20 protein-coding genes are annotated in these 22,362 nt (G+C 62.1%); 9 read left to right on the forward strand and 11 right to left on the reverse strand.

The window, feature by feature from the left end:
* Positions 1-5 precede the first annotated feature (5 nt).
* The 6 genes from C0Z18_RS20830 to C0Z18_RS20855 form a co-directional block, all read right to left on the reverse strand.
* A complete protein-coding gene (locus tag C0Z18_RS20830; RefSeq protein WP_102647332.1) occupies positions 6-323 on the reverse strand; it encodes a hypothetical protein in 318 nt (105 codons plus the stop codon).
* Positions 324-577: 254 nt separating this feature from the next.
* Positions 578-1,423 carry a glycine-rich domain-containing protein gene (locus tag C0Z18_RS20835; protein WP_233217411.1) on the reverse strand — a complete coding sequence of 282 codons (846 nt, stop codon included), beginning with the start codon at positions 1,421-1,423 and terminating at the stop codon, positions 578-580.
* A gap of 12 nt (positions 1,424-1,435) precedes the next feature.
* Positions 1,436-4,915 (reverse strand): bifunctional diguanylate cyclase/phosphodiesterase, encoded by a 3,480-nt coding sequence (locus C0Z18_RS20840; protein ID WP_102647395.1) that lies wholly within the window; start codon positions 4,913-4,915, stop codon positions 1,436-1,438.
* 342 nt (positions 4,916-5,257) lie between these two features.
* On the reverse strand, positions 5,258-6,391 hold the full coding sequence (locus C0Z18_RS20845) for a porin (protein ID WP_102647333.1): 1,134 nt from the start codon (positions 6,389-6,391) through the stop codon (positions 5,258-5,260).
* A gap of 168 nt (positions 6,392-6,559) precedes the next feature.
* Positions 6,560-7,810 (reverse strand): cation:proton antiporter, encoded by a 1,251-nt coding sequence (locus tag C0Z18_RS20850; protein ID WP_102647334.1) that lies wholly within the window; start codon positions 7,808-7,810, stop codon positions 6,560-6,562.
* 54 nt (positions 7,811-7,864) lie between these two features.
* Positions 7,865-8,740 carry a LysR family transcriptional regulator gene (locus C0Z18_RS20855; RefSeq protein WP_233217412.1) on the reverse strand — a complete coding sequence of 292 codons (876 nt, stop codon included), beginning with the start codon at positions 8,738-8,740 and terminating at the stop codon, positions 7,865-7,867.
* 177 nt (positions 8,741-8,917) lie between these two features.
* On the opposite strand from C0Z18_RS20855, the gene C0Z18_RS20860 reads away from it, so the two are divergent.
* Complete coding sequence (locus tag C0Z18_RS20860; RefSeq protein ID WP_102647396.1) at positions 8,918-9,325, forward strand: DoxX family protein; 408 nt, start codon at positions 8,918-8,920, stop codon at positions 9,323-9,325.
* A 33-nt stretch (positions 9,326-9,358) separates the two neighbouring features.
* Here the strand turns inward: C0Z18_RS20860 and C0Z18_RS20865 are convergent, their stop codons facing one another.
* The gene (locus C0Z18_RS20865) at positions 9,359-10,543 is read right to left on the reverse strand and encodes a YncE family protein (protein WP_102647336.1); all 1,185 of its coding nucleotides are present in this window, start codon (positions 10,541-10,543) and stop codon (positions 9,359-9,361) included.
* 33 nt (positions 10,544-10,576) lie between these two features.
* Positions 10,577-11,392, reverse strand: coding sequence for a creatininase family protein (locus C0Z18_RS20870; protein WP_102647397.1), 816 nt, complete (start codon positions 11,390-11,392; stop codon positions 10,577-10,579).
* A 181-nt stretch (positions 11,393-11,573) separates the two neighbouring features.
* On the opposite strand from C0Z18_RS20870, the gene C0Z18_RS20875 reads away from it, so the two are divergent.
* The 3 genes from C0Z18_RS20875 to C0Z18_RS20885 all read left to right on the forward strand — a co-directional run bounded on the left by C0Z18_RS20875 (position 11,574) and on the right by C0Z18_RS20885 (position 13,653).
* Entirely contained in the window at positions 11,574-11,882 is a 309-nt protein-coding gene (locus C0Z18_RS20875; protein WP_102647337.1) for a DUF4148 domain-containing protein, read from the forward strand.
* Between the two features lie 325 nt (positions 11,883-12,207).
* Positions 12,208-13,206 (forward strand): DedA family protein/thiosulfate sulfurtransferase GlpE, encoded by a 999-nt coding sequence (locus tag C0Z18_RS20880; RefSeq protein WP_102647398.1) that lies wholly within the window; start codon positions 12,208-12,210, stop codon positions 13,204-13,206.
* Positions 13,207-13,344: 138 nt separating this feature from the next.
* A complete protein-coding gene (locus tag C0Z18_RS20885) occupies positions 13,345-13,653 on the forward strand; it encodes a DUF4148 domain-containing protein (protein ID WP_102647338.1) in 309 nt (102 codons plus the stop codon).
* Here C0Z18_RS20885 and pcaD read toward each other — a convergent pair.
* Positions 13,650-14,456 (reverse strand): 3-oxoadipate enol-lactonase, encoded by an 807-nt coding sequence (gene pcaD / locus C0Z18_RS20890; protein WP_102647339.1) that lies wholly within the window; start codon positions 14,454-14,456, stop codon positions 13,650-13,652. The genes C0Z18_RS20885 and pcaD overlap by 4 nt on opposite strands.
* 138 nt (positions 14,457-14,594) lie before the next feature.
* Between pcaD and C0Z18_RS20895 the strand changes: the two genes are divergently transcribed.
* The 5 genes from C0Z18_RS20895 to C0Z18_RS20915 all read left to right on the forward strand — a co-directional run bounded on the left by C0Z18_RS20895 (position 14,595) and on the right by C0Z18_RS20915 (position 20,148).
* Positions 14,595-15,518, forward strand: coding sequence for a LysR family transcriptional regulator (locus C0Z18_RS20895; RefSeq protein ID WP_102647340.1), 924 nt, complete (start codon positions 14,595-14,597; stop codon positions 15,516-15,518).
* Between the two features lie 181 nt (positions 15,519-15,699).
* Positions 15,700-16,416, forward strand: a complete 717-nt coding sequence (locus C0Z18_RS20900) for a response regulator (RefSeq protein ID WP_102647399.1) — start codon at positions 15,700-15,702, stop codon at positions 16,414-16,416.
* Positions 16,413-17,357 (forward strand): sensor histidine kinase, encoded by a 945-nt coding sequence (locus C0Z18_RS20905; protein ID WP_102647341.1) that lies wholly within the window; start codon positions 16,413-16,415, stop codon positions 17,355-17,357. Before C0Z18_RS20900 ends, C0Z18_RS20905 begins: the two co-directional genes overlap by 4 nt.
* Before the next feature lie 173 nt (positions 17,358-17,530).
* Positions 17,531-18,259, forward strand: coding sequence for a pirin family protein (locus C0Z18_RS20910; protein WP_102647342.1), 729 nt, complete (start codon positions 17,531-17,533; stop codon positions 18,257-18,259).
* Between the two features lie 998 nt (positions 18,260-19,257).
* The gene (locus C0Z18_RS20915; protein ID WP_158244267.1) at positions 19,258-20,148 is read left to right on the forward strand and encodes a helix-turn-helix domain-containing protein; all 891 of its coding nucleotides are present in this window, start codon (positions 19,258-19,260) and stop codon (positions 20,146-20,148) included.
* 58 nt (positions 20,149-20,206) lie between these two features.
* Here C0Z18_RS20915 and C0Z18_RS20920 read toward each other — a convergent pair whose 3' ends face one another.
* Positions 20,207-21,409, reverse strand: coding sequence for a glycosyltransferase family protein (locus tag C0Z18_RS20920; protein WP_102647344.1), 1,203 nt, complete (start codon positions 21,407-21,409; stop codon positions 20,207-20,209).
* Between the two features lie 259 nt (positions 21,410-21,668).
* Positions 21,669-22,334 (reverse strand): DUF1345 domain-containing protein, encoded by a 666-nt coding sequence (locus C0Z18_RS20925; RefSeq protein WP_102647345.1) that lies wholly within the window; start codon positions 22,332-22,334, stop codon positions 21,669-21,671.
* Positions 22,335-22,362 lie beyond the last annotated feature (28 nt).

Here is a 22,362-nt window from a genome sequence, read left to right on the forward strand (position 1 = left end):
CTATCTCACTTGTTCAGCCGGGAAAAATCGGCGCCTCGATGCGTGAGCTCGCGCTCCGCATAATCGAAGGCGGCGCGCACCGCGGCTTCGGGTTGCGTCTCCGAGCAGTGCGGAAGGGCGATCAGTTCTTTGTCGGGCGTGATGATGTCGAGCCGCGCGTCGTAGTACTTGCCGCCCGGGCCGTGCAGGAGTTCGATCGCCAAATGGCAAGCGCCTACCCGCGACGCGAAACGCATGAGCCGCAACAGTTGAACGCCAGCCTCGGCCTCGATTCGTGCTTCCCCGGGAAACCCCAGATACACGATGTGCATGCCGATTCCCATTTACCGTCTCCCACACCGAGTCATCTACCGCAGGCCGAGGCGGCTTCACGCCACCGTGTCGCGCCTGACCTCATCTTCGCGGAGCAGGCTCGGATCGACTTGATTTGGGTCAACGTAGCGCGAACGCGCAATAGGAGGGCCGCCGCGCCTCACCTCTAAGGTGGGCCGGTGATGCTCGGATGTGGGAAAACGCGGGCATCGCAACCCGCGCGGGGCGGCTCGGTTCGAGGCGCCCCGCCGATCGCCGATACCGATCAGGCGCTACGCCGCGCCGCCGGCGCGGCGACGGGCCGAACGCAATACGCCGCTCCCGTTGCCACGGGGCGAACGCAGTATCCTCCGGCATCGTTTTGTGCGGCAGGCTTGACGCAATAGGCTTTCGCTTCGGGCTTCACGCAGTAAGCGGCTTGCGCATCGCCCTTCGCCTCCGGCTTCACGCAGTAAGCGGCTTGCGCGTCGCCCTTCGCCTCCGGCTTCACGCAGTAAGCGGCTTGCGCGCCGCCCTTCGCCTCCGGCTTCACGCAGTAAGCGGCTTGCGCGTCGCCCTTCGCCTCCGGCTTCACGCAGTAAGCGGCTTGCGCATCACCCTTCGCCTCCGGCTTCACGCAGTAAGCGGCTTGCGCGTCGCCCTTCGCTTCCGGCTTCACGCAGTAAGCGGCTTGCGCGTCGCCCTTCGCTTCCGGCTTCACGCAGTAGCCGGCTTGCGCTTGCCCCGGCGTGCCGAATTCGCGCGCCGCCAACTCGTCGCTCGCCGCGGCGAGCGCCCGATGCTGCGCCTCTTCCAATGCCCCGTCTATCCCGCTGTACGGATCGTGATGGATCATATAGCCGAAAATCCGCTCGCAATCGGCGCTGTAGCGCTGCGTGTCGAGGATATGCATATGCCAGAACTCATCCACTTCCTGGCTGGGCACGATAGGTGCATTCGGGAACTTCGCCGCGAGCTTCAAAAACCGTCGATACCCCGCCTCCGCGCGCTCGATCTGACGCAGCGCGATCACACCGTCGCGCCGATGCATGAGCTTGGCCTTGATCCGGCTGAAATCCAACTCATCGATGGCTTGATACATGTCGGCGATGCCCCGTTTGATGGTCTGCATGATGCTATTCCTTCAAGACTGATGAAAGCGCTCTGGTCGGCTGACTCCAGCGCCATTGGCTGACGGTCTCGTCGAAGACGCGAGACCGGGGTCCGCTGCTTTGCCGAGAAAACCCTCGACATCGGCAGCGGGGATCGGGCGGCTGAAGAAGTACCCCTGCACTTCGTCGCAGCCTTCCTTACGGAGAAAATCGATTTGCGTTTGCGTTTCGGCGCCTTCCGCGATGACGGTCAGCCCGAGGCTGTGCCCCAGTGCGATGACGGCACTCGTGATTTGCGTGTCGCTATGGCTATCCGGGACGTTGCGGATGAACGACCGGTCGATCTTGACCGTATCGATCGGGAAGCGGTTCAGATACGCGAGCGACGAATACCCGGTGCCGAAATCGTCGATCGAGAGGCGCACGCCCGTGCGCTTGATCGCCGACAGCCAGCGCACGGCTTGTTCCGGATGCCGCATGACCATGCTCTCGGTCAGTTCGAGTTCCAGGTACTCGCCCGAGAGCCGGGCATCGGCGAGCGCATCGAGAATGCTTTCGTGCAAATGCGGGTCGGCGAACTGCCGCGCGGACAAATTGACGGCGACATGGATGGGCGCCAATCCCAATGCGCACCACTCGGCCGCTTGCCGGCAAGCTTCCCGCAGAACCCAAGCCCCAATGGGCACGATGGCCCCGGTCTCCTCCGCCACCGGAATGAATTCGGAGGGCGGCACCGCACCGAGCGCCGGGTTGTGCCAGCGCAGAAGCGCCTCGACGCCCGTGCAATGATTCGTGCGCAGGTCGATGCGCGGCTGATAAACGAGCGTGAACTCGCCGTTCTCCACGGCATGGCGAAGCTGCGTCTCCATCTCCACGCGCCGATGCAACGACATGCTCATTTGACGCACGTACATCTGATACGTGTTCTTGCCGCGCTGCTTCGCGCCGTACATCGCCATATCGGCATGCTTGAGCAGCGTCTGCGCATCTTCGCCGTCGCCGGGGAACGAACTCACGCCGATGCTCGCGCTCACCTGCAGTTGCGAGCCGCCGATCTGGATCGGATGCGCAAGCGCCGCTTGGATCGCATCGATCGTTTCGATGACGATGCCCCCGCCATCGCTTGGATGCTTGATGAGGACGACGAACTCGTCGCCGCCAAGACGGGCAATCATCTCGACCTGCGTCAACGCATCGTGCAAGCGCGCCACCACCGCGCGCAGCAGCAAATCGCCCACGTTGTGCCCGAGCGAATCGTTGACATCCTTGAACCGGTCCAAATCGATGAACAGAACGTGCAGCGCCGTGGCATCGGCTCGAGCGCGCGCCAGCAACTCGTCCAGATGCTCGCGGAACATCAAGCGATTGGGCAAACCGGTGAGCGCATCGTGCGTCGCGAGAAAATGCAGGTTGTCCTCGGCCTGCCGGCGTTGCAGGAAGTGGCTCACCTGGCTCACGATCGAGCGCGCCATGACGAGGGCTTGCGGGTGGACATGGCGCCTTTCGCGGGCATAAAACTCCGCCACTCCCACCACGACCGAACCCAAACGCAGCGGGAACGAAAACGTCGTGACGATGCCGGCATCGGCGAGCCAACCTTCGGAGCGCACGCGCGGCGCGCCGCCGCCCACCACGCTCCACCGAGGCGCGGCGGGCGCATCGTCTTCGGCGATCACATGGGGCCCATGCACGAGAAGCCAGGCTTCGAAGGCACTATCGATCGCCGTCGACGTTGCGCAGAGCAATTGCTTCGTGCCGGCCGCCGTCGGACGGAACGCCCCCCCATCCCAGTCCATGCCGTGCACGATCGATTCGATCAGATGCCGGCAAACGTCGAACTCGTTGCCCGCCGTCGCGAGATACAACGTGAACGCATGTTCCAAATCGCGTGTCAGCTCGATCGATTTTTGTTTTGTGATTTCGAGCGCGGTACCGCGCAGCATCGGCGCATCCGCCGGGCCGTACGCATGTCCGATCACGCGCAGCCATCCGTATCGTCCGCGCCGCGAACGATAGCGGCACTCGAGCTCGAACGCATCGCGCGTCTTCATCGCCCCTCTCGCCTGTTCGAACAGCGCGCCCCGATCGCGCGGATCGATCGCGCGCAGTAAGGCGCGCAGCTCGAGCGTAGGGACCCGCGAGCCGATCAAGCGAGCCATCTCCCTCGATAAATGCACGCGCGCGTCGTCCACCAGCACGCGCCAATCGCCCAGATGCGCGATCCTTTGCGCCTCGGCGCGCGCCGCCTCGCTTTCGCGCAGGTCGTAGGTCATCTTGTCGGCAAGTCTGACCGCCCGCGAGCGCGAGCTCGACAGCGCGTAAGCCAGCCCCGCCAGCAACAGGCTGATCACGACGCCGGCCACGAATACGACATCGGGCAGAACGCGTTGCGTGCCGCTCAACTCGGCCACATTGGCCGAAAATGCGATCACCCACCGGCGTCCCGCGAACGGCTGCTCCACCTGTCGGCTCAGCATCGCGAGCTTGGCCGCGCGGACGCCGCGCGGCGCCTGCGGCGCGATCGCGGTGGCGGCGCGCGCGGCACCGCGTGCCAGTGCGCCCTTGCGGGCTGGGACATCCATGGCGACGCCGTTCACGCTGTCGTAAAGCAACGATGCGCTCGAGAGAGGCGCAGGCGATGCGTTGACCTTGCCGGCGTCGTAAATCTTGAATTTGATGACGCGCAGTGTTTCGGCACCGAGCAGCCCGTTCATCATGTCGTTGACGCGAATGCCGGCGCCGACCGAACCGACGTAAGCGAGGCGGCGTTGCTCGACCGTCTTGATCGGCATCCCTTTGCGATAAACAGGCATGCGCATCGCGAGACCGACGAATCGCGCGCCGCGATCGTCCAGAATCAACCGTCCGCTACTGATCGGCTCACCAGTGTCGCGCAGCGTTTCCATGGCCGCGCGCCGATTCGCGACCGCGTCCAGGTCCAGGCCCACCGCCTCGCGGTTGGCGGCGAGCGGTTCGAGGTAGGTCAGAACGTCGTAGTTGTCGCGCAAGCCCGGCGGATGAATCGCAAAGTCGATCCCGGCCGCTTGCAGAATCGCGTCGTGCCGCTGCTCCGCCTCGAAAGCGCGAACACCGGCCGCGCGCACATAGGCGGCGTAATTGAGCGTTTGAAATCCCGGATAACGGCCGGGCAAATCTAGACCCGCGACGAAATCGCCAAATTCCGCACGGGTAATATGGGCGTCCTCTCCGAACAACGCACGCATCGTCACGAGCACGTCGGTATAAAGCCGCACGCGCACCGCGATTTGCTGCTCGACGCTACTCGAGTCGTTATCGAAACGCAGCTTCGCCTCGCGCTCGACGAATTGCACGCAGATCGAGTAAACGGTTAGCGTAATCGACAGCGCGAGTACGAGTACGCCCACGGCAAAACCCATGGCGTACCCGTCGCGACTCACCCGTCGCATCAGTTTCAACACCTCGCGCACTTCGTTTCCCCAGCGCCGCGCACCGTAGCCGGAACGCGGCAGGTGCGAAGCGAATGCGCGCATGCCTCCAGCGAGGCCGCCCGCCGGCCGCGCCGAATGCTGCAAACGTTAGTCAATCGATTGCCGGTCCGGTCGGTAATCCGACTCATTGGCTCCGGCACGCGCGCCCGACTTCATGCGGGCGTCAAAGTGAAGCGGCTACCGAATAGGCGTTGGAAGCCGCAAAGAAAGTCGTTTTTGTAGACTCATTTGTACGAAGGATAACGGTCGAGAAGGTTGATTCAAGTCAAACAAACCCTATCGACGCAAACCCTCTAAGGGCCGTGTCAGTTAATGCTGACAAGCAATTGAGCCATTACCGAATTTATCGATCGAAATTACCGAAACGATCGGACGCTTTGCGCGTTAAAAAAGATGACGAAGACCGATTGAAACGACCGTTTGCGAATTGGAACTCGAGGCGGGGAGTGAAAATAATTGCGCGCGCACGCCTTGATTCGAGCGTAAAACGACAGCGTTCCCGTAGACATCGGTTCGTTTGGACAGAGCGTAATCGATACCAGCCACGAATTGATTCCAATGCGCGGGGCCAAGCTTCGAGTACGCATAGCTACCGGCCAATGAGAGCGCGTCGGTCATCGAATACTTCGCTCCGCCTTCGGCGGTTCGCAGCCAGGCGCTTGCACCGTTTTGGCGGAAACCGACCAGCGTAAACAAACCGTGCAAAAACGCGGGCCCCCATTGATAACCGGCGCCGACACCCTCGACGGTCAGTTTGTCGAACACCTGAAACTGCGGCAGCAGCCCTTGCGCGCGCGTGCCGACGAGGGGTACGCCGGCCACCGACGTGCCGATACCGAATGCCGCCGTGTAGTTATGAATACCGATATAGGCGGCGCCCGCGCGGAACGGACCGCGCGCGTACTTTGCGCCGAACGCCACCGCGCTGTTGGCAACGAAGTTGCCCGGCTGTCCGCCGAACGAATAGAGCGCGCCGAATTGGAAGCCGCCCCATTCGGGTGTCACATAACGAACGGAATTGTCGAGACGCTCGGCGCCTAGCCGGTCCAGATCGCCGAGATGAAAAGCGAATACCGAGGGCGTCAACGTACCGGCGGCGAATTGGGTGAGGTTCGTCGACATGAAGTCGTACTGCCGGCCGAGCGTCAGCGATCCGAACCGGTCGCTGACGAGGCCGACGAACGCTAGGCGCCCGAATTCCAGCCCGCCCTGCGAGAGCCGGCCATCGGTTAGCGTAAAACCGTTTTCGAGGCGGAAGACGGCCCGCAGGCCGTTTCCGAGAGGCTCGACGCCGCTCAGTCCCCAGCGATCGGATTGGCCCACGCCGCTCGTTTGGGCCCATGCGTGCGCACCACCCTGGTTCGTCGTGAAGGTCAGCGCATCGTCGACGATTCCATAGAACTGCACCGTGGCCTGCGCCCGCGCGTTCGAGATCGTCGCGATCGTCACGGCGCTCGCCAGCAAAGCCCCGCCCGTTATCTCCACCAGCCGCCTATCCCAACGATATGCCGTGCTCATCGCGCCTCCGCTGCTTCGTAGCGGCCGAAACGACACGTATCGGCGCTCATGAGAGCCGAGCCGCCGGGCAAGGGCCGTGGTGCCCGCGTCATTGCAACATTGAAACAAGGCAAAACCTACTGCCAGAACTGACAGGCGAAGCGCAAGAATGCCCGGAGCGGGATGGCGCTACCCTGCCGCCGCCGGTACGGCGTGTCGCACCGGATCGCGCTTGCGCGCCCAGCGATGCGCGAGTTGCGCGCTTGCCGCCGTCGTCGCCAGCGTCGCGATCAGCAGTACGGTGTAGAGGGATGCGGAAATCAACTGCAATTGCAGCCCGATGCTGAGCACCATGAGTTCGACCGTACCGCGGCTATTCATCAGCACGCCGATCAGATACGAATCCTCGGGCGCGATTTTGCAGAGCCGCGCGCCGATATAACATCCCGCGTATTTGCCAGCCACGCCCGCGGCGAAAAACAGCGCAAGCCACGCCAGTAGCATCGGTGAATGCAGGGCCGACACCGACGCCTGCATACCTGCGCTGACAAAGAACAGCGGCGTGAGCACGACATCGGCTAGGCCGCTGAAACGGCGTTGCCAGAACTGAAGCAGATCGCGCCGGCGCGACATATTCACGGCCGCGATCAGCGCGCCGAAGGCACTATGCAGCCCGAATGCCGTCGCTGCCCAGGCCGAAAGCAACACGTAGCACAGCGCGCACACGAGCATGGCGGAATGGCCGCCCGAACGCTTTGCCACTTCGAGCAGCCCTTGCATTGCCAACCGCACGATCGTGACCGATACCGCAAAAAATCCCGCCAGTTGCAGCAGGCCGTAAAGCGCCGATTGCGTCGAAAACCCCGACTTCGCCAGCGCTCCGACGCCGGCGAGCAAAAGCCACCCCACCGCATCCGTCACGGTGGCCGCGAGAATCGACAAGCGGGCGGCATGATGCTGCGCAATGCCTGCTTCCGTAACGATACGTGCCATCACCGGTAATGCCGACACCGATAGCGCAATACCGCAAAAGAGCACGTAGGCGATACGCGGAACGTGCGGCGGCACGAACGCACCGTCGCCGAAGCTCGCGAGCGCGCATCCCATGCCGAACGGCACTGCCATACCGAACGCCGCGATGACGAAAGGCGGCCACGCGGCGGTGCGCGTCTTCGGCATATCGCCGACGATATGGGCCCCGGTTTGAAACATCAAAAAGACGAGGCCGAGTTCGCCGAGCTTCGACAGCAGCGTCGCGGACGCGGGATTGAATAGAAGTCGATAGCCGGCTCCGCCGATGGCGCCGAGCACGGAGGGCCCGAGCAACAAACCCGCAATGAGTTCGCCGACGACCTTGCCCTGCCCGATTCGCCGCGCGAGCACGCCGCAAGCCGATGTCACGAGGATCACGACGGCCAATTGAAGCAACCAATTCGACATGAGAGAAATAGTTATTGGATTGAGCCGAAGGCGAGATCCTAACCTACTCGCACGTCAGCGCAGCCGCGCATCGTCGCAAAGGAAATCGAGAAACGTGCGCACTTTCGGCGAGAGGTATTTCCGATGGCGATAAACGCCGTACAACTTCGTGCCGAAAAAGCGGTAATCCGTGAGGACGGCCTCGAGCTGGCCCGCCTCGATATCTCGGGCGATGAGCGCATTGGGCAAGAATGCGAGCCCCATTGCCTCGAGCGCCGCCAAGCGCAGCAGCGATTCGTTGTTGGTCTGCAAGGCAGACTCGAATTTGAGCACCTCGACGCCGCGCGGTCCCTCCACTTCGAGTGCATTGTTTGCCGGAAACATCGAATAGCCGAGCATCGTATGCGCCGATAGCGCTTGCGCATCGGCGGGCACGCCGACTTTGCGCAAGTAGCGCGGCGAGGCCACCAATTGAAACGTCACCGGCGCAATGGGCCGCGCGATCAGCGCCGGGCCGAGCGACAGCGGGTTCGTCACCCGCAACGCAAGATCGAAACCTTCCTCGACGAGATTGACGAAACGGCCCGATAAATCGACGTCTAGACGAACCTCGAGATATCGCGTCCGGTAATCGTTCAGGACGGCTACGAAATCGGGATTCGCCATCCACACCGGCGCGCTGAGTTTAAGCGTGCCGTGCGGCGCCGCCGTCGATTGGCCGACAGCCGATTCGACGTCGTCGAGTTCGTCGAGCAGTTGACGAACGTGTTCGAAATACGTCGCCCCCGGTTCGGTCAAGCTCAAATGGCGGCTCGTTCGATTGAGCAGCAAAGTGCCCAGCCGGCGCTCCAGGTGCATGACATGTTTGCTCGCCATCGCCGGGGACATGTCCAACCGGCGCGCGGCCGCCGCGAAACTCTTGGCTTCCACCGCGAGGCGAAAAACGCGCATGCTCGTAAGCGTATCCATCCGATCGTCAACCAGCAGTAAATGATGGATGAATCATAGCCGAGTTGATGCCGCCCCCCGGCCGTCGTATCGTGGCGCCACACTCGAGCTGCGGCGCGAGGGGTTGGGCAATGACCTCTCGATCGCCGCAATCGTTCCTAATCGTCAACGATGACCATCATGATCAACGAAAAAACCGCCCCGCTCGCCGCCTTGCTGCTGCGTGTCAGCCTCGGCATTCTGTTTCTCGCACACGTCGGCCTGAAGCTGTTCGTCTTCAGCGTGCCCGGTTTCGTCGGCTACTTCGCATCGCTCGGTCTGCCGGCCGTGGCCGCCTACCTCACGATCGCCCTCGAACTCATCGGCGGTATCGCGCTGATACTCGGCGTCTACGCCTCATGGGTGGCCCTGCCGCTGGCAGTCGAAATGCTGGGGACAGTCGTGCTCGTGCATGGCGCCAACGGCTGGCTCTTCACGAACAAAGGCGGCGGCTGGGAGTATCCGGCGTTCTGGGCGGTCGCGCTCGTCGCGCTGTTCTTGCTCGGCGACGGCGCCTATGCGCTGCGCCCGGCCAAGCGCAGCGCATAAACGAGGCAACGGCGGCGCGCGGCCGCCGCGCAACTAACGCATGTTGCCCGTATGCCCAAGCGAGTAACGCCCGGGCTGCGGCCAGACGGTTAGCCCATGCGGCTCCATGCCGACCGCGATCGACTTCACGGCGCCGGTGCTCGTATCGATGGCATACACCACGTCGTCGAAGCGCCCCGATAACCACAACGTTTTGCCGTCGGCACTCACGTTACCCATGTCGGGGCTGCCGCCTCCCGGAATCGGCCAATTCGCGACGACCTTGCGCGTCGCGAAATCGAGCACGGAGACGCTGCCCTTGCCGTGGCGCGGACCATGTACGAGGTTCGATCCGCGATTGGCGATATAAAGCTTGCTGCCGTCGCGGCTCGGATAGAGTCCGTGCGTGCCTACACCTGTTTTGATGAAGCCGACCTTCGTAAAGGTGTCGCCGTCGATCACGTAGACACCGTCGGCCATCATGTCCGCCACGTAGAACACTTTGCCGTCGGGCGCAACGCGGATATCTTGCGGCATTCCCTTCGCTTGAAGAACCAAGTAACCGAGCACCTTGCGATCGACCATATCGATCTTCGCGAGCTTGCCGCCGAACTCGCATGTGAAGATCGCGTATTTGCCGTCGATCGAGAAATCGGCGTGATTGATGCCCTTGCATTCGGGCACGTCGAGGCTCGAAATCAACCGCATGGTATGCGGATCGCGAAAATCGAGCCGCGCATGCGCCTCGGCCACGACGATGGCTTCGCGGCCGTCAGGCGTGAAATACATGTTGTAGGGATCGTCCACGGCGATCGCCGGCCCGGGCTTGCCCGTCATCGGATCGATCGGCGTCAGGCTGCCATCGGTGCGCCCTTCGGCGTTGTTCGTCACCCAGAGCGTTTTCAAATCCCATGACGGCACGATGTGCTGCGGGCTGCGTCCGACCGGAAATTTGTCGACCACTTTCAGCGTCGCCGGATCGATGACGTAGACATCGTTCGAGCGCAAGTTCGGTACGTACACACGCGAGAGCGCGCCGCTCACGGCCGGGCTCAAACGATTCACGCCCGCCTCGCCGTACAGATTCGATGGATCCGCAACGCTCGGCATACCGGGTACGGTTTGCACCGCCGAGGCGGCGGCACTCGTCGCGACCGGCGCCAACGCCAAACAGCCGCTCGCGAGCGCGGCGCCCAGCCATGCGGCGAACCCGGCCTTGCTCTGTCTTCTTGAACCCATAGCCCCTCCCGATGTGCGTGGCGGAGTTGCGCCTCAACGGCCCGCCGTGTCCTTGCGAATGGCTTCGACCGTATGCGCGACGATCGCCTCCACGCCCATTTGCCCGAGTTCGGCACTCGAGCGCCGCGGATCGCCGCCGTAGACGCCGTCCGCGGCCGTGGGCTTCGGCGCCGTTCGCAGCGCATCCAACCGCACCATTCGCGGCGCCACGGCCAACAGCAACGAGGTATCGGCGAGCCCCGCATGGGTGCCGATCTCATCGTCGCGATAGCCTTTCTCGCGCAACATCCGGGCATAACCGGTCGAGCTTTCGCCGTAATACTCGGGCGGCACGAACGCTCGCGCTTTGCCGTCGGCCCACGCCTTGTTCAACCGCGCGACGACGTGCTTGATATCGTCCTGATACCCGCCGTGGTCGCCGAGAAACACCACGTTTCTAAAGCCATGCACTTCGAAGCTATTGGCAGCGGATTCCAGCATTTTTTCGAAGACGTCGTCCGAAACCGTAATGGTGCCCGGAAAACGCATATGCGCGCTCTGCGGCGAATAGCCGCCCTCCGGCACATAGGCAACGACGGGCGCGACGAGTGCGTTGCCGAGCCCGCGGGCGATGCGTGCCGCCAGAATCTGCACACGTGCGTTGTGCTTGCCCAGCGCGACGTACGGGCCGCTTTGCTCCGTACCGCCGATGGGGACGATGATCGTCGTCTTGCCGGCGGCGAGTTCGGCACGCACCTCCGTCCAGGTCAAATCCTCCAGTTGAACCGTATTCGGCACTTGCGCGAACGCCACTGCCTGCGCACACGATAAGCCGATAAAAACGAAAGCTTTTCGTAAGAAAAATTGCATACCCGCTCCGCAAAAAACCGCCATATCGAACCCGCGTCGTGCCGATTATGAGCAAAACCGTAACGATGATTTATCAAAATGGGCGTTAACCCTAGCACCTCCGATCGCTAGACTGCGTGCATCGGTTCACACAACGAACCGGCTGCAACAGCAAGACACATAACTTTTGGAGGTAATCGTCATGAAATCGCTGATTCAATCCGTCGTGATCGCCGCCGCTTTGACTGCCCCGGTCGCCGTGTTCGCACAGTCCAATGCGCCGGTCACGCGCGCTCAAGTGAAAGCCGAACTCGTTCAATTCGAACAAGTCGCCGGCAAGAGCGCCCTCGGCCACGACCCGTACTATCCGAACGACACGCAAGCCGCGCAAGTGCGCACGCTCGCGCAAAACGCGAACGACCAAGCCGTGGGCGGCGTACGCGCCGGCACGTTCGCCTCGGGTGCGCCCATTAACGCGGGCACGACCGACGCGATCTATTTCGGCCGTTGAAGCTGCCGTTGAATCCCGCAAGATAGATAGCACGATGAAACGAGCCGACGGCGCCGCAGTGAGCACGCCGGCCGCGTTAAAGAACATTCGCTGCACCGAACCGGTTGCGGCCCGCCGTCGCCACGCGACGCGCGCATGCCGGTTCGGATCGATACCTCCGTCGCCGGTCATCGGCGGCTTCGCCTAGCCCCCTAACCTCTAGCCCCTAGCCTTTTAATCGGCTAGGCGCTTTTTCTATTGCGCGCCTGAAGCAGTAAAGCATCGAACGCGGCATAATCCGCGCATGCCGCCCATTTCGCGCGGCACGTTCCAACGAGGTACCTCGATGCTTCACGACCTGGTCGCGCGTTACGGCCCGGCACTCGTCTTCGTCAATGCGCTTGCGGCGGCACTCGGCATGCCCGTGCCCGCCATGCCCACGCTCGTCCTATTCGGCGCGATGGCGACGTTGCACCCCACGTCGATCGGCGTCCAGTTCGTACCCGTCCTCGCGCTGGCCGTCATTGCCTCGGTTATCGGCGACAGCGTCTGGTTCTTCGCCGGGCGGCGCTATGGCGGCGCCACGCTTAAAACCCTGTGCCGCTTGTCGCTGTCGCGCGATACCTGCGTGAAGAAGACCGAGCGCTTTTTCGGGCGCTGGGGCGTGCGCGTGCTGACCGTGTCGAAACTCGTGCCGGGGCTGTCGCTGCTTTCCGTGCCGATGGCAGGCGCGCTCGGCACGCCGTATCGCGCGTTCGTCGCGCACGATGGAATCGGCGCCCTGATTTGGGCCTCTCTCGGCTTGGGCATGGGCGCCCTCGTCTCGCATCAGATCGATTGGTTCTTCGCCGCCATGGGCCAATTGGGACATGCGAGCATTTTCGTGATCGCAGCGCTGCTCGCCGCGTACGCGGCCTACCGCTGGATACGGCGGCACGCGCTGATGAATAAGTTGTCCGACGCTCGTATCAACGTGGACGAACTCTATGAACTCATGCTGCGCGAACCCGCGCCGGTCATCCTCGACATTCGATCGGACGAGAAGCGCCTACTAGACCCCTACGTCATCCCCGGCACGCGTTTCGCCGACGACCGCAAACTCGATGAAGTCATTTCGGCCTATCTGCCCAATCAAAAGATCGTCGTCTACTGCTCTTGCCCGAACGAAGTATCGGCGGCCTGGATGGCCAAGAAATTGAACGAAGCCGGCTTTCTGGACGTGCTGCCGCTCAAGGGCGGTATCGATGCATGGCGCGAGGCGGGCCGCGCGGTCACGATCTTGCAGCCGCAAGCGGTCGAAAAAACATGTACCAATCCGATCGCGCCGGCCATGAGTAAGCACTGATTGCGAACGAAAGTGCAAAAATGATTTTGAAAATTAGGCGTTAACCCTAGCTCCTCCAATCGCTAGACTGCAGTCATCGGTTCACGAAACGAACCCGATGCAAACAGGCAGCAAAACAAACTTTTGGAGGTAGTTGTCATGAAATCGCTCATTCAATCCGTGCTCATCGCCGCCGCGATGACCGCTCCCGTCGCAGTTTTCGCACAATCGAACGCCCCGTTGACGCGCGCCGACGTCAAGGCTCAACTCGTGCAATTCGAACAGGCGGGCGGCCCGCGCAGCCTCGGCAACGATCCGTACTACCCGGCCGACGCACAACTCGCTCAAGCGCGCGTCGATGCCCAAAACGGCAAGGATCAAGCGATCGGCGGCGTACGCGTCGGTTCGTCGGCTTCGGGCGCGCCCGTGTCCCCCGGCGCGGTCGACGCGTTGTACTTCGGCCGTTAATTCACGCGCCTCTCGAGTAAGAACGCGGCTACCGCATCGACGAATGCTTGCCGCGACTCGACATTCGGTAAATGCACGCAAGGCAGCGACAGATAGCGTGCCCCCGCGATCGCAGCCGCGATCGCTTCTCCATGTGCGGGCAAGGTCACCGTATCGTCCTTGCCCGCGATAACGAGTGACGGTCGATCGATCAGCGCCACCGTCCGTCGAAAATCGAGGTCGCGCACCGCGGCAAAGGCACCGGCCAGTCCTTGCGGCGGCGTGTCGAGGACCATCCGCCGAAACGCATCCACCGCGGGCACGCGTGCGTCGATCGTCGCTTGCGAGAACCAATTCCGGATAAAACCCTCGGCCGTCTCGCGCATATCGTCGATATGCGCGAGCTGTGCGATTCGTTCGTCGAAATAGTGCGCCGGCCCAAGATACGCCGACGTATTGCTCAACACGAGCCGCTCGATACGTTCCGGCGCGCGGATGCCGAGCCACTGTCCAATCATGCCGCCCAGCGACAAGCCCAGAAAATGCACGCGCTCGAGTTCGAGCGCGTCGAGCAATTCGACGACATCGCGGCCGAGCCGGTCGATCGAATAGGCTCCCGCCGGTGCATCCGATGCGCCGTGACCTCGCGTGTCGTAACGCAACACCCGGAAATGCTCGACGAGATCGGGCATCACCGAGTCCCACATCGCGAGCGAAGTGGCGATCGAATTGGACAGCACGAGCACGGGTGCGTCTTTGCGCCCATCGAATCGATAGGCAATGCGGGCACCGTCGCCCGCGGTGAAATGCGAGAGCGCTTCCATGGAATCTGTTCCTCGATAGGGGTTGAGGGAATTCGGTTCGACGCAAGCATCGTAATTTGACGGCCCAGGGAAAGACATTACAAAGTTCGGATATTCTTTGTAACGTCACCGGCACGCCCGGTTCTCCGCGCCTATTCCATGAACGAATTCACTCTCCACGATCTACACTGCTTCGATGCGGTGGTGCGCGCCGGCGGCTTTCAGGCAGCGGCGGCGGCATTGCATCGCTCGCACCCCGCGGTGTTCGCGGCCGTCGCGCGCCTCGAGCGGCAATTGGGACTCGCGTTACTCGATCGCAGCGGCTATCGCGTGCGTATGACGGCCGAAGGGCGCACCTTCCATAGCAAAGCGCAAGCGCTGCTGAACGAATTCGCCGGGCTGCGCACCTACGCGGCGCAACTCGCCATGGGGGAAGAGTCCGAATTGCACGTCGTCATCGGCGACCTTTGCCCGCGCGAGCGCACGCTCGCCTTACTTTCGGGATTCTTCGGCACCTGTCCCGGCACGCGTTTGCACTTGCACGTGGAAGCCGTGGCCGGACCGCAGGAACGCCTGCTCGACGGCGATGCCGATCTCATCTTGCATCGGATCGACAAGGCCGATCCTCGCATCGAGTGGATCGCCATCGGCGAGGTCGAACTCGTGCCGGTCATTGCGCCGTCATTGCTGCCCGATAAATTGCCGAAATCAGTCAAACCGGAGCACTTGCGCGAACTCACGCAATGCGTCATGCGCGATACCGCGCGGCACACGCCCGCACGCGACTATTTCGTTGTAGAGGGCGCGGCGCAATGCACGGTGAGCGATCAATCGATGAAGCGAGAAATCATATTGTATGGCTTGGGGTGGGGACATTTACCGCGCCATATGATCGAAGACGATTTACGCAAAGATCGTTTGCGCTCGCTGGCCGGCCGGCACTTACCGGGTGCGCGCGAGAAAATCGTGGCCGCCCGCCGCGGCGATCGGCCTCACGGCCCTGTCGCCGAGCGGTTATGGCGCTATTTGAGCGAGCATGCTCCGAGTGTGCTCGCCGACGTTAAACCGAAACGATCGCGCTAGCCGTGCGCGGCTATGCGTATTTGGATGCGAAAGCAACTTGTTGCCGGGACGAATCTCACTGTACGATGCAATGAATAACCGAGCGGGCATACCGCAGGGAAAACCTGAATCAATAAGACCAATGCGGGGGATTATGATGGCGGCACGCTCGATCATCGCACCCGCATCTCTCGCACATTCAATGAGTACCGCTATTTCCGATCGCAGGCGCGTGACGGCCGACGGCACCCTCGACGGCCGCCAATTGCACACCGCGAGAATCCTGCTGGCGGACGATCATCCCGTGTTTCGCGAAGGCCTGCGAGAAGTCCTCGACGGCCTGCCGAACGTGAGCGTTGTAGGCGAGGCATCGGATGCCGCGTCCACGCTTGACTTGGTTCGCCGTACGCGCGCGGACGTCTTATTGCTCGATCTTTCGATGCCCGGGCGCAGCGGAATCGAATTGATCAGGAAAATCCGCGACGAAGCCCCGCACTTGAAAGTACTCGTCTTGACGATGCACGAGGAGCGTCATTACGCGTTGCGCGCCTTCATGGCCGGCGCGCAAGGCTATCTGACCAAGCACGCGGCGGCGCAGGAACTCTCGTGCGCCATCGGCAAGGTCTCGGCGGGCGGCACCTACGTCGGCGCGTGGATGGCCGACTACATCGCGCAAAACCTCGTCGCGCCGCCCGAAACGGCACCGCACCAGCAACTCAGCGACCGCGAATTCGATATCTTCATGCGGCTCGCGCGCGGGCAAAACGCGACCGAGATCGGCCGCGCGCTGAGTCTCAGCGCGAAAACCGTGGGCAACTACAAGGCGCGCATCTGCCAGGCCATGCACTTTGCCAGTGACGCAGCGCTCGTGCGCTACGCGGTGCGCAATCAGTTGATCGACGATCACGACATCGTGTGAACGCTTTCCACGACAAGCGGCTCTCTTCCCCGCCCGCTCATTCGCCCTTGCTTCCGGTCGAGCCGGCCATCGACCGCGCAATCGGGGTCGCGGCCCGTCTGGTCGAGGAACAAGCGCAACGTGTAGAGCGCTTCGCGCCCGGTTCCGCCGAGCGGCAAGCCGCCGACGACCTGCTCGCCGCCTTGCGCACCAGCTTGACGCTATGCGACCGCTTCCGGTTCGCGACGCAGGCCGAGCCGGTTCGCGTACGCCGAGGCTCCGACGATCATGCCGCACCCGCTGCGGCGCTTGCCGCCCAAGCCGTCCGCGAACATGAACGCAAGCGCATCGCACAGGAATTGCACGACGACCTTGGCCAACAGTTGAACACGTTGGAATTGACGGCGCGGCGCGTCGAGCGCCTTGCCGGCGCGGGACAGCACCGCCGCCCTCTGGGCACGGCCATTCGCGATTTGCATGGGCAGATCGAAATGGCGGTGAACTCCGTTCAGCGAATGACCCGGCAACTGCGGCCGCTCGCACTCGAGACACTCGGCTTTCCGGCTGCCATCGAATGGCTCGCCGCCGAATTCGCGAACCGCGCCAACGTCCGGCTGGCGTGCCGATTCCGGGCCGACGACATCACGGTTTCCGAGGCAGCCGCCACCGCGCTGTTTCGTATCGTCCAGGAAGCCCTGACCAACGTTGCGCGTCACGCCCGCGCGCGTACCGTCACGATAGATTTTTACCGCGACGGGGACGCGTGCACGCTACGGATCGTCGACGACGGTGTCGGCAAAGCACCCGCCGGCGACAGCCGCCGGCCGGCGTCGCTCGGACTATCGGGCATGGCGGAACGTGCCGCGCAGTTCGGGGGCACGCTTTCCGTGCGGAGCGACGAGGGCGCCGGCTTCACGATCGTCGTGCGTCTGCCGGTCGAGGCCATCCGCGTCCCATCCTGACGAATGCCCGCGGGCGCCATTGCCGCCAAGGGTGCCCCGCGATTGTCCCATTCCTGAGACGGTGAGTCGGCGCCGTGCGTCTTCTGGCGGCCGGGACGTTGGCATAGACTGCCTAGCCATCGACACCTGCTGTGATGCATTCGTTTGGTGTCCTAACGTTTCGGAGAACGATAATGATCGAAATCAGACGGGCAGCCGATCGCGGAGTGGCCGAACACGGCTGGCTCAGCTCGCGCCATACCTTCTCGTTCGCGCAGTACTTCGACCCCGAGCAAGCCGGTTTTTCCGACCTGCTCGTGATCAACGACGACCGCGTCGCCGCCGGACGCGGCTTCGGCCGCCATCCCCACCGCGACATGGAGATTTTTTCCTATGTGCTCGAAGGTGCGCTCGAGCATCGCGATTCGATGGGCAACGGTTCGACGATCGTGCCGGGCGACGTTCAGTTGATGAGTGCCGGAAGCGGCGTCGCTCATAGCGAGTACAACCCGTCGCCGAAGGACCCCGTGCACTTCCTGCAAATCTGGATCCTGCCGTCCGCCGCATCGCTCGGCGCGCCGCCCCGGTACCAGCAAATGCATGTCGACGCCGAGGAGAAGCGCGGCAAGTTGCGCTTGATGCTCTCGCCGGAAGGCGGCGACGGCGCGCTCGCCGTGCGGCAAGACGCTCGCGTCTATGCCGCGCAACTGACCGGCGACGAAACCGCATCGCTGACCCTGCCGAGCGAACGGTACGCGTATGTGCACGTCGCCGAAGGCGAAGTCACGCTCAACGGGATTGCGCTTAAGGCAGGCGACGGAGCCAAACTGCGCAACGAGCAAGCGTTGACATTGACGCAGGGGCGCGACGCCCACGTGCTCGTATTCGATTTGCGTGCGGGCGAAACGCCGCCGATGCGCTAAATCGTTCAATTAGCGCAAACGCAACCGGCGGCGCGGATCCGCCGATTGCCTACCGAGCCGGGCCGCGTTCTCATGGGACGCGCCCGGCTTCGTATTTGAACGTGCCTACCGAGTCACGCGAATCGAATTCTATTTTTTCGCCACGACAACGCGGCCATCCATCGTCACGTCGGAAATGGCAGTTTAATCATGGTCGAATAGTTCGACTTTCGCGCCCGGGTAGCGTTTATCCGCCAATTTCAAGGGCGATGTTGCGCAGTAAAAACGGGCAGGGCATATTTTCGCGCAAGTAGCTCCGTAGAAACCGACAACGCACCCATCGTTTCCGACCTGCCGACGTATTTCCTCGACTGGCAAAGCGCATCAACGGATAACTCGGGGCGGTAGCAGTTTCCGCGGTTGTTCGCAAGCACTTAGTTCAAAGTCCCGGGAAATCCGGGATACAACCTGGTCTTGCGAAATTACCGCCATAAAAACCCGACACAGTTGATAGGGAACCGCCAATAAACTCGGATCGGGTTACATTTCGACGCAATAGTTTTTATGTGGAAATTTAAACCACTCCCTTTTATTATCGACGTCGTGGACAGATCCTCGTCGGCAGCATCGAAAAACGCGCCATCAAAGAAGTATTCGATTCGCCCGGTACTAGCCGCGCGTCGCCGGTAGTTGCGTGCGCACGGAACGGTACGACCGAACCGAACCGCGTAGAACGAGGCCCCGGACGGAACGATCCTTAAAAACCATTTAGCATCGATGAAAGCCCGTGCACGAAAATAAACAAAAAAAATTAATCAAAACTCGCAAATTAGCCTTAAGAGTTAGTTATCGAAGGAAATCACGCGCATAAGGAAACCAAGGAGCCAGCCATGATGATGGAAAAAATTGAAAAAAATTGCGGCATACGCCAACACGTCGGGCCGACGGGCGTAAACGGGGATGACACCAACCCACGCTGCAAGCAAATTGGGCTACTACTGTTCAAAGGCTTCTCTTTCATGACGGCCGGTATGGTCGCGGAAGTCTTCGACGTTGCAAACGAGTTGGGCGGGACCGGGGGCGAAAAGTCGAATCTCTATAGTGTCCGCTTGCTTTCCATCGACGGCGGCGACGTCGTCTGTTCGTCGTCCGCGCGTGTCTCGACCGATCGGTTGGAAGCGCGTCATTTGGGCGATTTGCATAATGTGATTATCGTCGGCGACGCAGGCGCCGCCTTGGCCGCACGCGATAATCCTTTCGTCCGTTGGTTACGCGTGATTTACCAAAGAACGGACCGGATCGAACCGATCGTCAGTCAGGCCGCGTTGGCTTCGATCGACGCTCATCGTCAGCGCAAATTCGGCGGCGCCGACAGTTGGAACGCCGTGCTCGAGCCGCGCGGGACGTCCGGGTACGTGCCGAGCGCCAGCGACGACCAGCACCGGTTGCTGTGCCTCGCCCTGTTTCAAGTCAAGCGCGACCTGGGCCTCGACGTCGCCATGAAGATCGCCGAGCGTTTGATGCCGGGCACGAGCCGCGTATTGCTGCCGAAGCTGAGCCGCACCAGCCACCGGAGCACGAGCGAGCAAGTGCGCGAATCGGCTCGATGGCTGCTCGCCAATTGCGAACAAGACATCACGATCGTTGACGCGGCAAGCGTCGCGGCCATGAGTCAACGCAATTACCTGCGACATTTCAAACGCGAAATGGGCACCACGCCGTCGGAATTCCTATTGCAGGCACGCCTTGAATTGACGCGGCGTCTGCTTGTCGAGACCAAGTTGCCGGTCGACGTGATCGCGCGCCATAGCGGCATGCGCAACGGCGACAATTTAGCCAAGATGTTCCGCAAGCGGCTGACCGTGTCTCCGACTGAATACCGTCTTCGCAATGCAAGGGCAACCGTCTAACGCCTGCTGACCGGCGCGCCGCCATTCGGCGCGCGTCGAACTGCGGACCAACGCCAGGTCAACCGCTCGTCAGTGTGGTCTGCACGATTTTCTTGAAATGATTGACCGTATCGCCCGCGACCGCGTCCGCGCCGTTCCAATGGGAAACCGCGCGGCGCGCGGCGCCGTGCGTGAACGCCTCGTCGAGCGCGGCATTGACCGATCGAGCCGATAGATTACGCAGTAAAGGACCGAGCCCGTCGCGTTTCGTCACCCATCCGATCAAGCCCGAATCCGTGGCGATCACCGTCTTGCCGTATCGATGTGCCTGCGCGAGCGCACCGCTCATGCCGTAATGCCGCTTGTAGCCAACCCAGACGGCGTCGCATGCGCAAAACAAATCCGCCTCCCGCTCCGGCGAAATGAATTGGTCGAAGACGATGACGCGGCTAAACAGAGCGCCGCCGATGGAATCGATGAAGGCGCGCACGTCTTTCGTCTGCTCGCCGGCGATGAGCACGAGCGGATGCTCGTCCCGCCGCATGCACGCGTATAAAAGTTCCTTGATGCCTTTCGAGTCCGAAATAGTCCCGTACACGAGAATGCAACGTTCGTTGCCTATTCCCAAGCGCTCTCTCGCCTCGTGCTGTTCGACATGATCGGCGTCGGGATGCGGGCCTTCCAGAAAGTGCACGGGAGGACATGGGCCGCTTGTCGCGAACTTCGTATGCCAGACGGGCAACGTGGGGTCGATGGTCAGCACGGCCGATAAATTTCCGCCACGCAACGCGCGATAAAAGAGCCGTTTATAGATCGGTTGCGTCAGCGGGCGGCGTGGCGCTTGCACGCCCATATCGCGCAAGTGAAACGACTGACGCATGGCGATGCACATCCAACGCGTCGAGCCGAACGGCGAGCCGAGGATGCCGACCGCGTTCAAGATGTCGTCGCCGTCGGGCACGACCACGAGATCGACCCCACCCGTCCGAACGACGTGGCGGTACACGGATGCGAAAGCGGCATAAAAGCCGAAGCCGATATTCGCGGCATTGAGCCATGCCGAGTCGCGGGCCAGGCGACGGTCTCGCCTCCGATCGACCACGACGCTCACCGCGGCACGGGACACTTGATACGCTAAAACGAGCGGATGGTCGCGATGGCGCGGCTGCGTCCATAACATGCACTCGTAGCCCGCTTCCACCAGGGCTTCGATGGTCCATTGGACATATCGCCAACGATAGCCGGACAGATCCGGCTCGATAACGAGCGCACGCGGTTTCATGGAGCCGGCCAACTCATTGCTGCGGCAATTAGTAAATATGGAATGCGCATAGTTTGGCGAATGGGAAGGCGTTGCGCGCCGATAGGGTTATTCGTCGAGAATATGCCTCGTTGCTGCATGTGTGACAACGATGGCGGACAAAATGACCGAAAACACCTAACCACCCACCCGCGCCGCCCCGGCGGACAACGCTCGGCGGCCAACCGCCACACCCGCGCAATAACGGCTGCGAGCCGCCTGCAATGGGAATTGCGCCGGCTCAGGACCCCAACAATCCCGCCGCGATATTAACGCACAAGCCAAGTACCGCGGCATTGAAGAAAAAAGACAAAATCGACTGCGCCAACGCAGTCCGTCTTGCGCGCCGCGAGCAGACAGACACGTCGGACGTCTGTGATGCCACCGCGATCGTAAATGCGAAATACATAAAATCCCAATAGTCCAGCGGCTCCTGCGGATCGGGAAACTTGAGCGACGCTTCGCCCTCGCCCGCCTGATGGTAATAGCGCGCATATTCCAGCGTAAACACGGTCGGAATCAGCAGCCAGCCTCCGATCATCGTGACGGCGGTCAGTGCATAGTTCAGGCTCGCCAGCTTCGGACCTAGCCCCTTGGCCGCGGATAATTCGACGACGATCGCGACCAAACTCGCGATCGCCGCGGCCGTGATGATCGCGAGCACCGTGGTCGCGCCCTCGTCCTCACGCTCCGCCACCCGCTGCACGTCTTCGGGGCTCGCCCGCACCATACGAATCCAGATCAGGACGAGGTACGACCACATGCCGACGTCCCATGCGAAGAGCGCGCGCTGAATCGGCCGGAAATGCCACGGCTCCAGAAAGAAGGCGATCAGGCCGATCGCGACGCCGATAAAGATGCGCGGGCGATTACTCAAGAAGCGAACGATACGTGCGGATGCGTCCATAAAACCCCGGTGACTTGGATCGAAGAGG

It is taken from the genome of Trinickia dabaoshanensis, from assembly GCF_002879885.1.
Taxonomy (GTDB): domain Bacteria; phylum Pseudomonadota; class Gammaproteobacteria; order Burkholderiales; family Burkholderiaceae; genus Trinickia; species Trinickia dabaoshanensis.

Excerpts from the sequence above, each read along its gene's own strand:
- C0Z18_RS20920 (WP_102647344.1), bottom strand. The coding sequence starts at position 21,409 with ATGAAACCGCGTGCGCTCGTTATCGAGCCGGATCTGTCCGGCTATCGT.
- C0Z18_RS20855 (WP_233217412.1), bottom strand. The coding sequence starts at position 8,740 with ATGCGCGTTTTTCGCCTCGCGGTGGAAGCCAAGAGTTTCGCGGCGGCC.
- C0Z18_RS20865 (WP_102647336.1), bottom strand. The coding sequence starts at position 10,543 with ATGGGTTCAAGAAGACAGAGCAAGGCCGGGTTCGCCGCATGGCTGGGC.
- C0Z18_RS20850 (WP_102647334.1), bottom strand. The coding sequence starts at position 7,810 with ATGTCGAATTGGTTGCTTCAATTGGCCGTCGTGATCCTCGTGACATCG.
- C0Z18_RS20885 (WP_102647338.1), top strand. The coding sequence starts at position 13,345 with ATGAAATCGCTCATTCAATCCGTGCTCATCGCCGCCGCGATGACCGCT.
- C0Z18_RS20880 (WP_102647398.1), top strand. The coding sequence starts at position 12,208 with ATGCTTCACGACCTGGTCGCGCGTTACGGCCCGGCACTCGTCTTCGTC.
- pcaD (WP_102647339.1), bottom strand. The coding sequence starts at position 14,456 with ATGGAAGCGCTCTCGCATTTCACCGCGGGCGACGGTGCCCGCATTGCC.
- C0Z18_RS20910 (WP_102647342.1), top strand. The coding sequence starts at position 17,531 with ATGATCGAAATCAGACGGGCAGCCGATCGCGGAGTGGCCGAACACGGC.
- C0Z18_RS20860 (WP_102647396.1), top strand. The coding sequence starts at position 8,918 with ATGATCAACGAAAAAACCGCCCCGCTCGCCGCCTTGCTGCTGCGTGTC.
- C0Z18_RS20870 (WP_102647397.1), bottom strand. The coding sequence starts at position 11,392 with ATGCAATTTTTCTTACGAAAAGCTTTCGTTTTTATCGGCTTATCGTGT.
- C0Z18_RS20895 (WP_102647340.1), top strand. The coding sequence starts at position 14,595 with ATGAACGAATTCACTCTCCACGATCTACACTGCTTCGATGCGGTGGTG.
- C0Z18_RS20900 (WP_102647399.1), top strand. The coding sequence starts at position 15,700 with ATGAGTACCGCTATTTCCGATCGCAGGCGCGTGACGGCCGACGGCACC.
- C0Z18_RS20845 (WP_102647333.1), bottom strand. The coding sequence starts at position 6,391 with ATGAGCACGGCATATCGTTGGGATAGGCGGCTGGTGGAGATAACGGGC.
- C0Z18_RS20875 (WP_102647337.1), top strand. The coding sequence starts at position 11,574 with ATGAAATCGCTGATTCAATCCGTCGTGATCGCCGCCGCTTTGACTGCC.
- C0Z18_RS20925 (WP_102647345.1), bottom strand. The coding sequence starts at position 22,334 with ATGGACGCATCCGCACGTATCGTTCGCTTCTTGAGTAATCGCCCGCGC.
- C0Z18_RS20840 (WP_102647395.1), bottom strand. The coding sequence starts at position 4,915 with ATGCGCGCATTCGCTTCGCACCTGCCGCGTTCCGGCTACGGTGCGCGG.
- C0Z18_RS20830 (WP_102647332.1), bottom strand. The coding sequence starts at position 323 with ATGGGAATCGGCATGCACATCGTGTATCTGGGGTTTCCCGGGGAAGCA.
- C0Z18_RS20835 (WP_233217411.1), bottom strand. The coding sequence starts at position 1,423 with ATGCAGACCATCAAACGGGGCATCGCCGACATGTATCAAGCCATCGAT.
- C0Z18_RS20915 (WP_158244267.1), top strand. The coding sequence starts at position 19,258 with ATGACGGCCGGTATGGTCGCGGAAGTCTTCGACGTTGCAAACGAGTTG.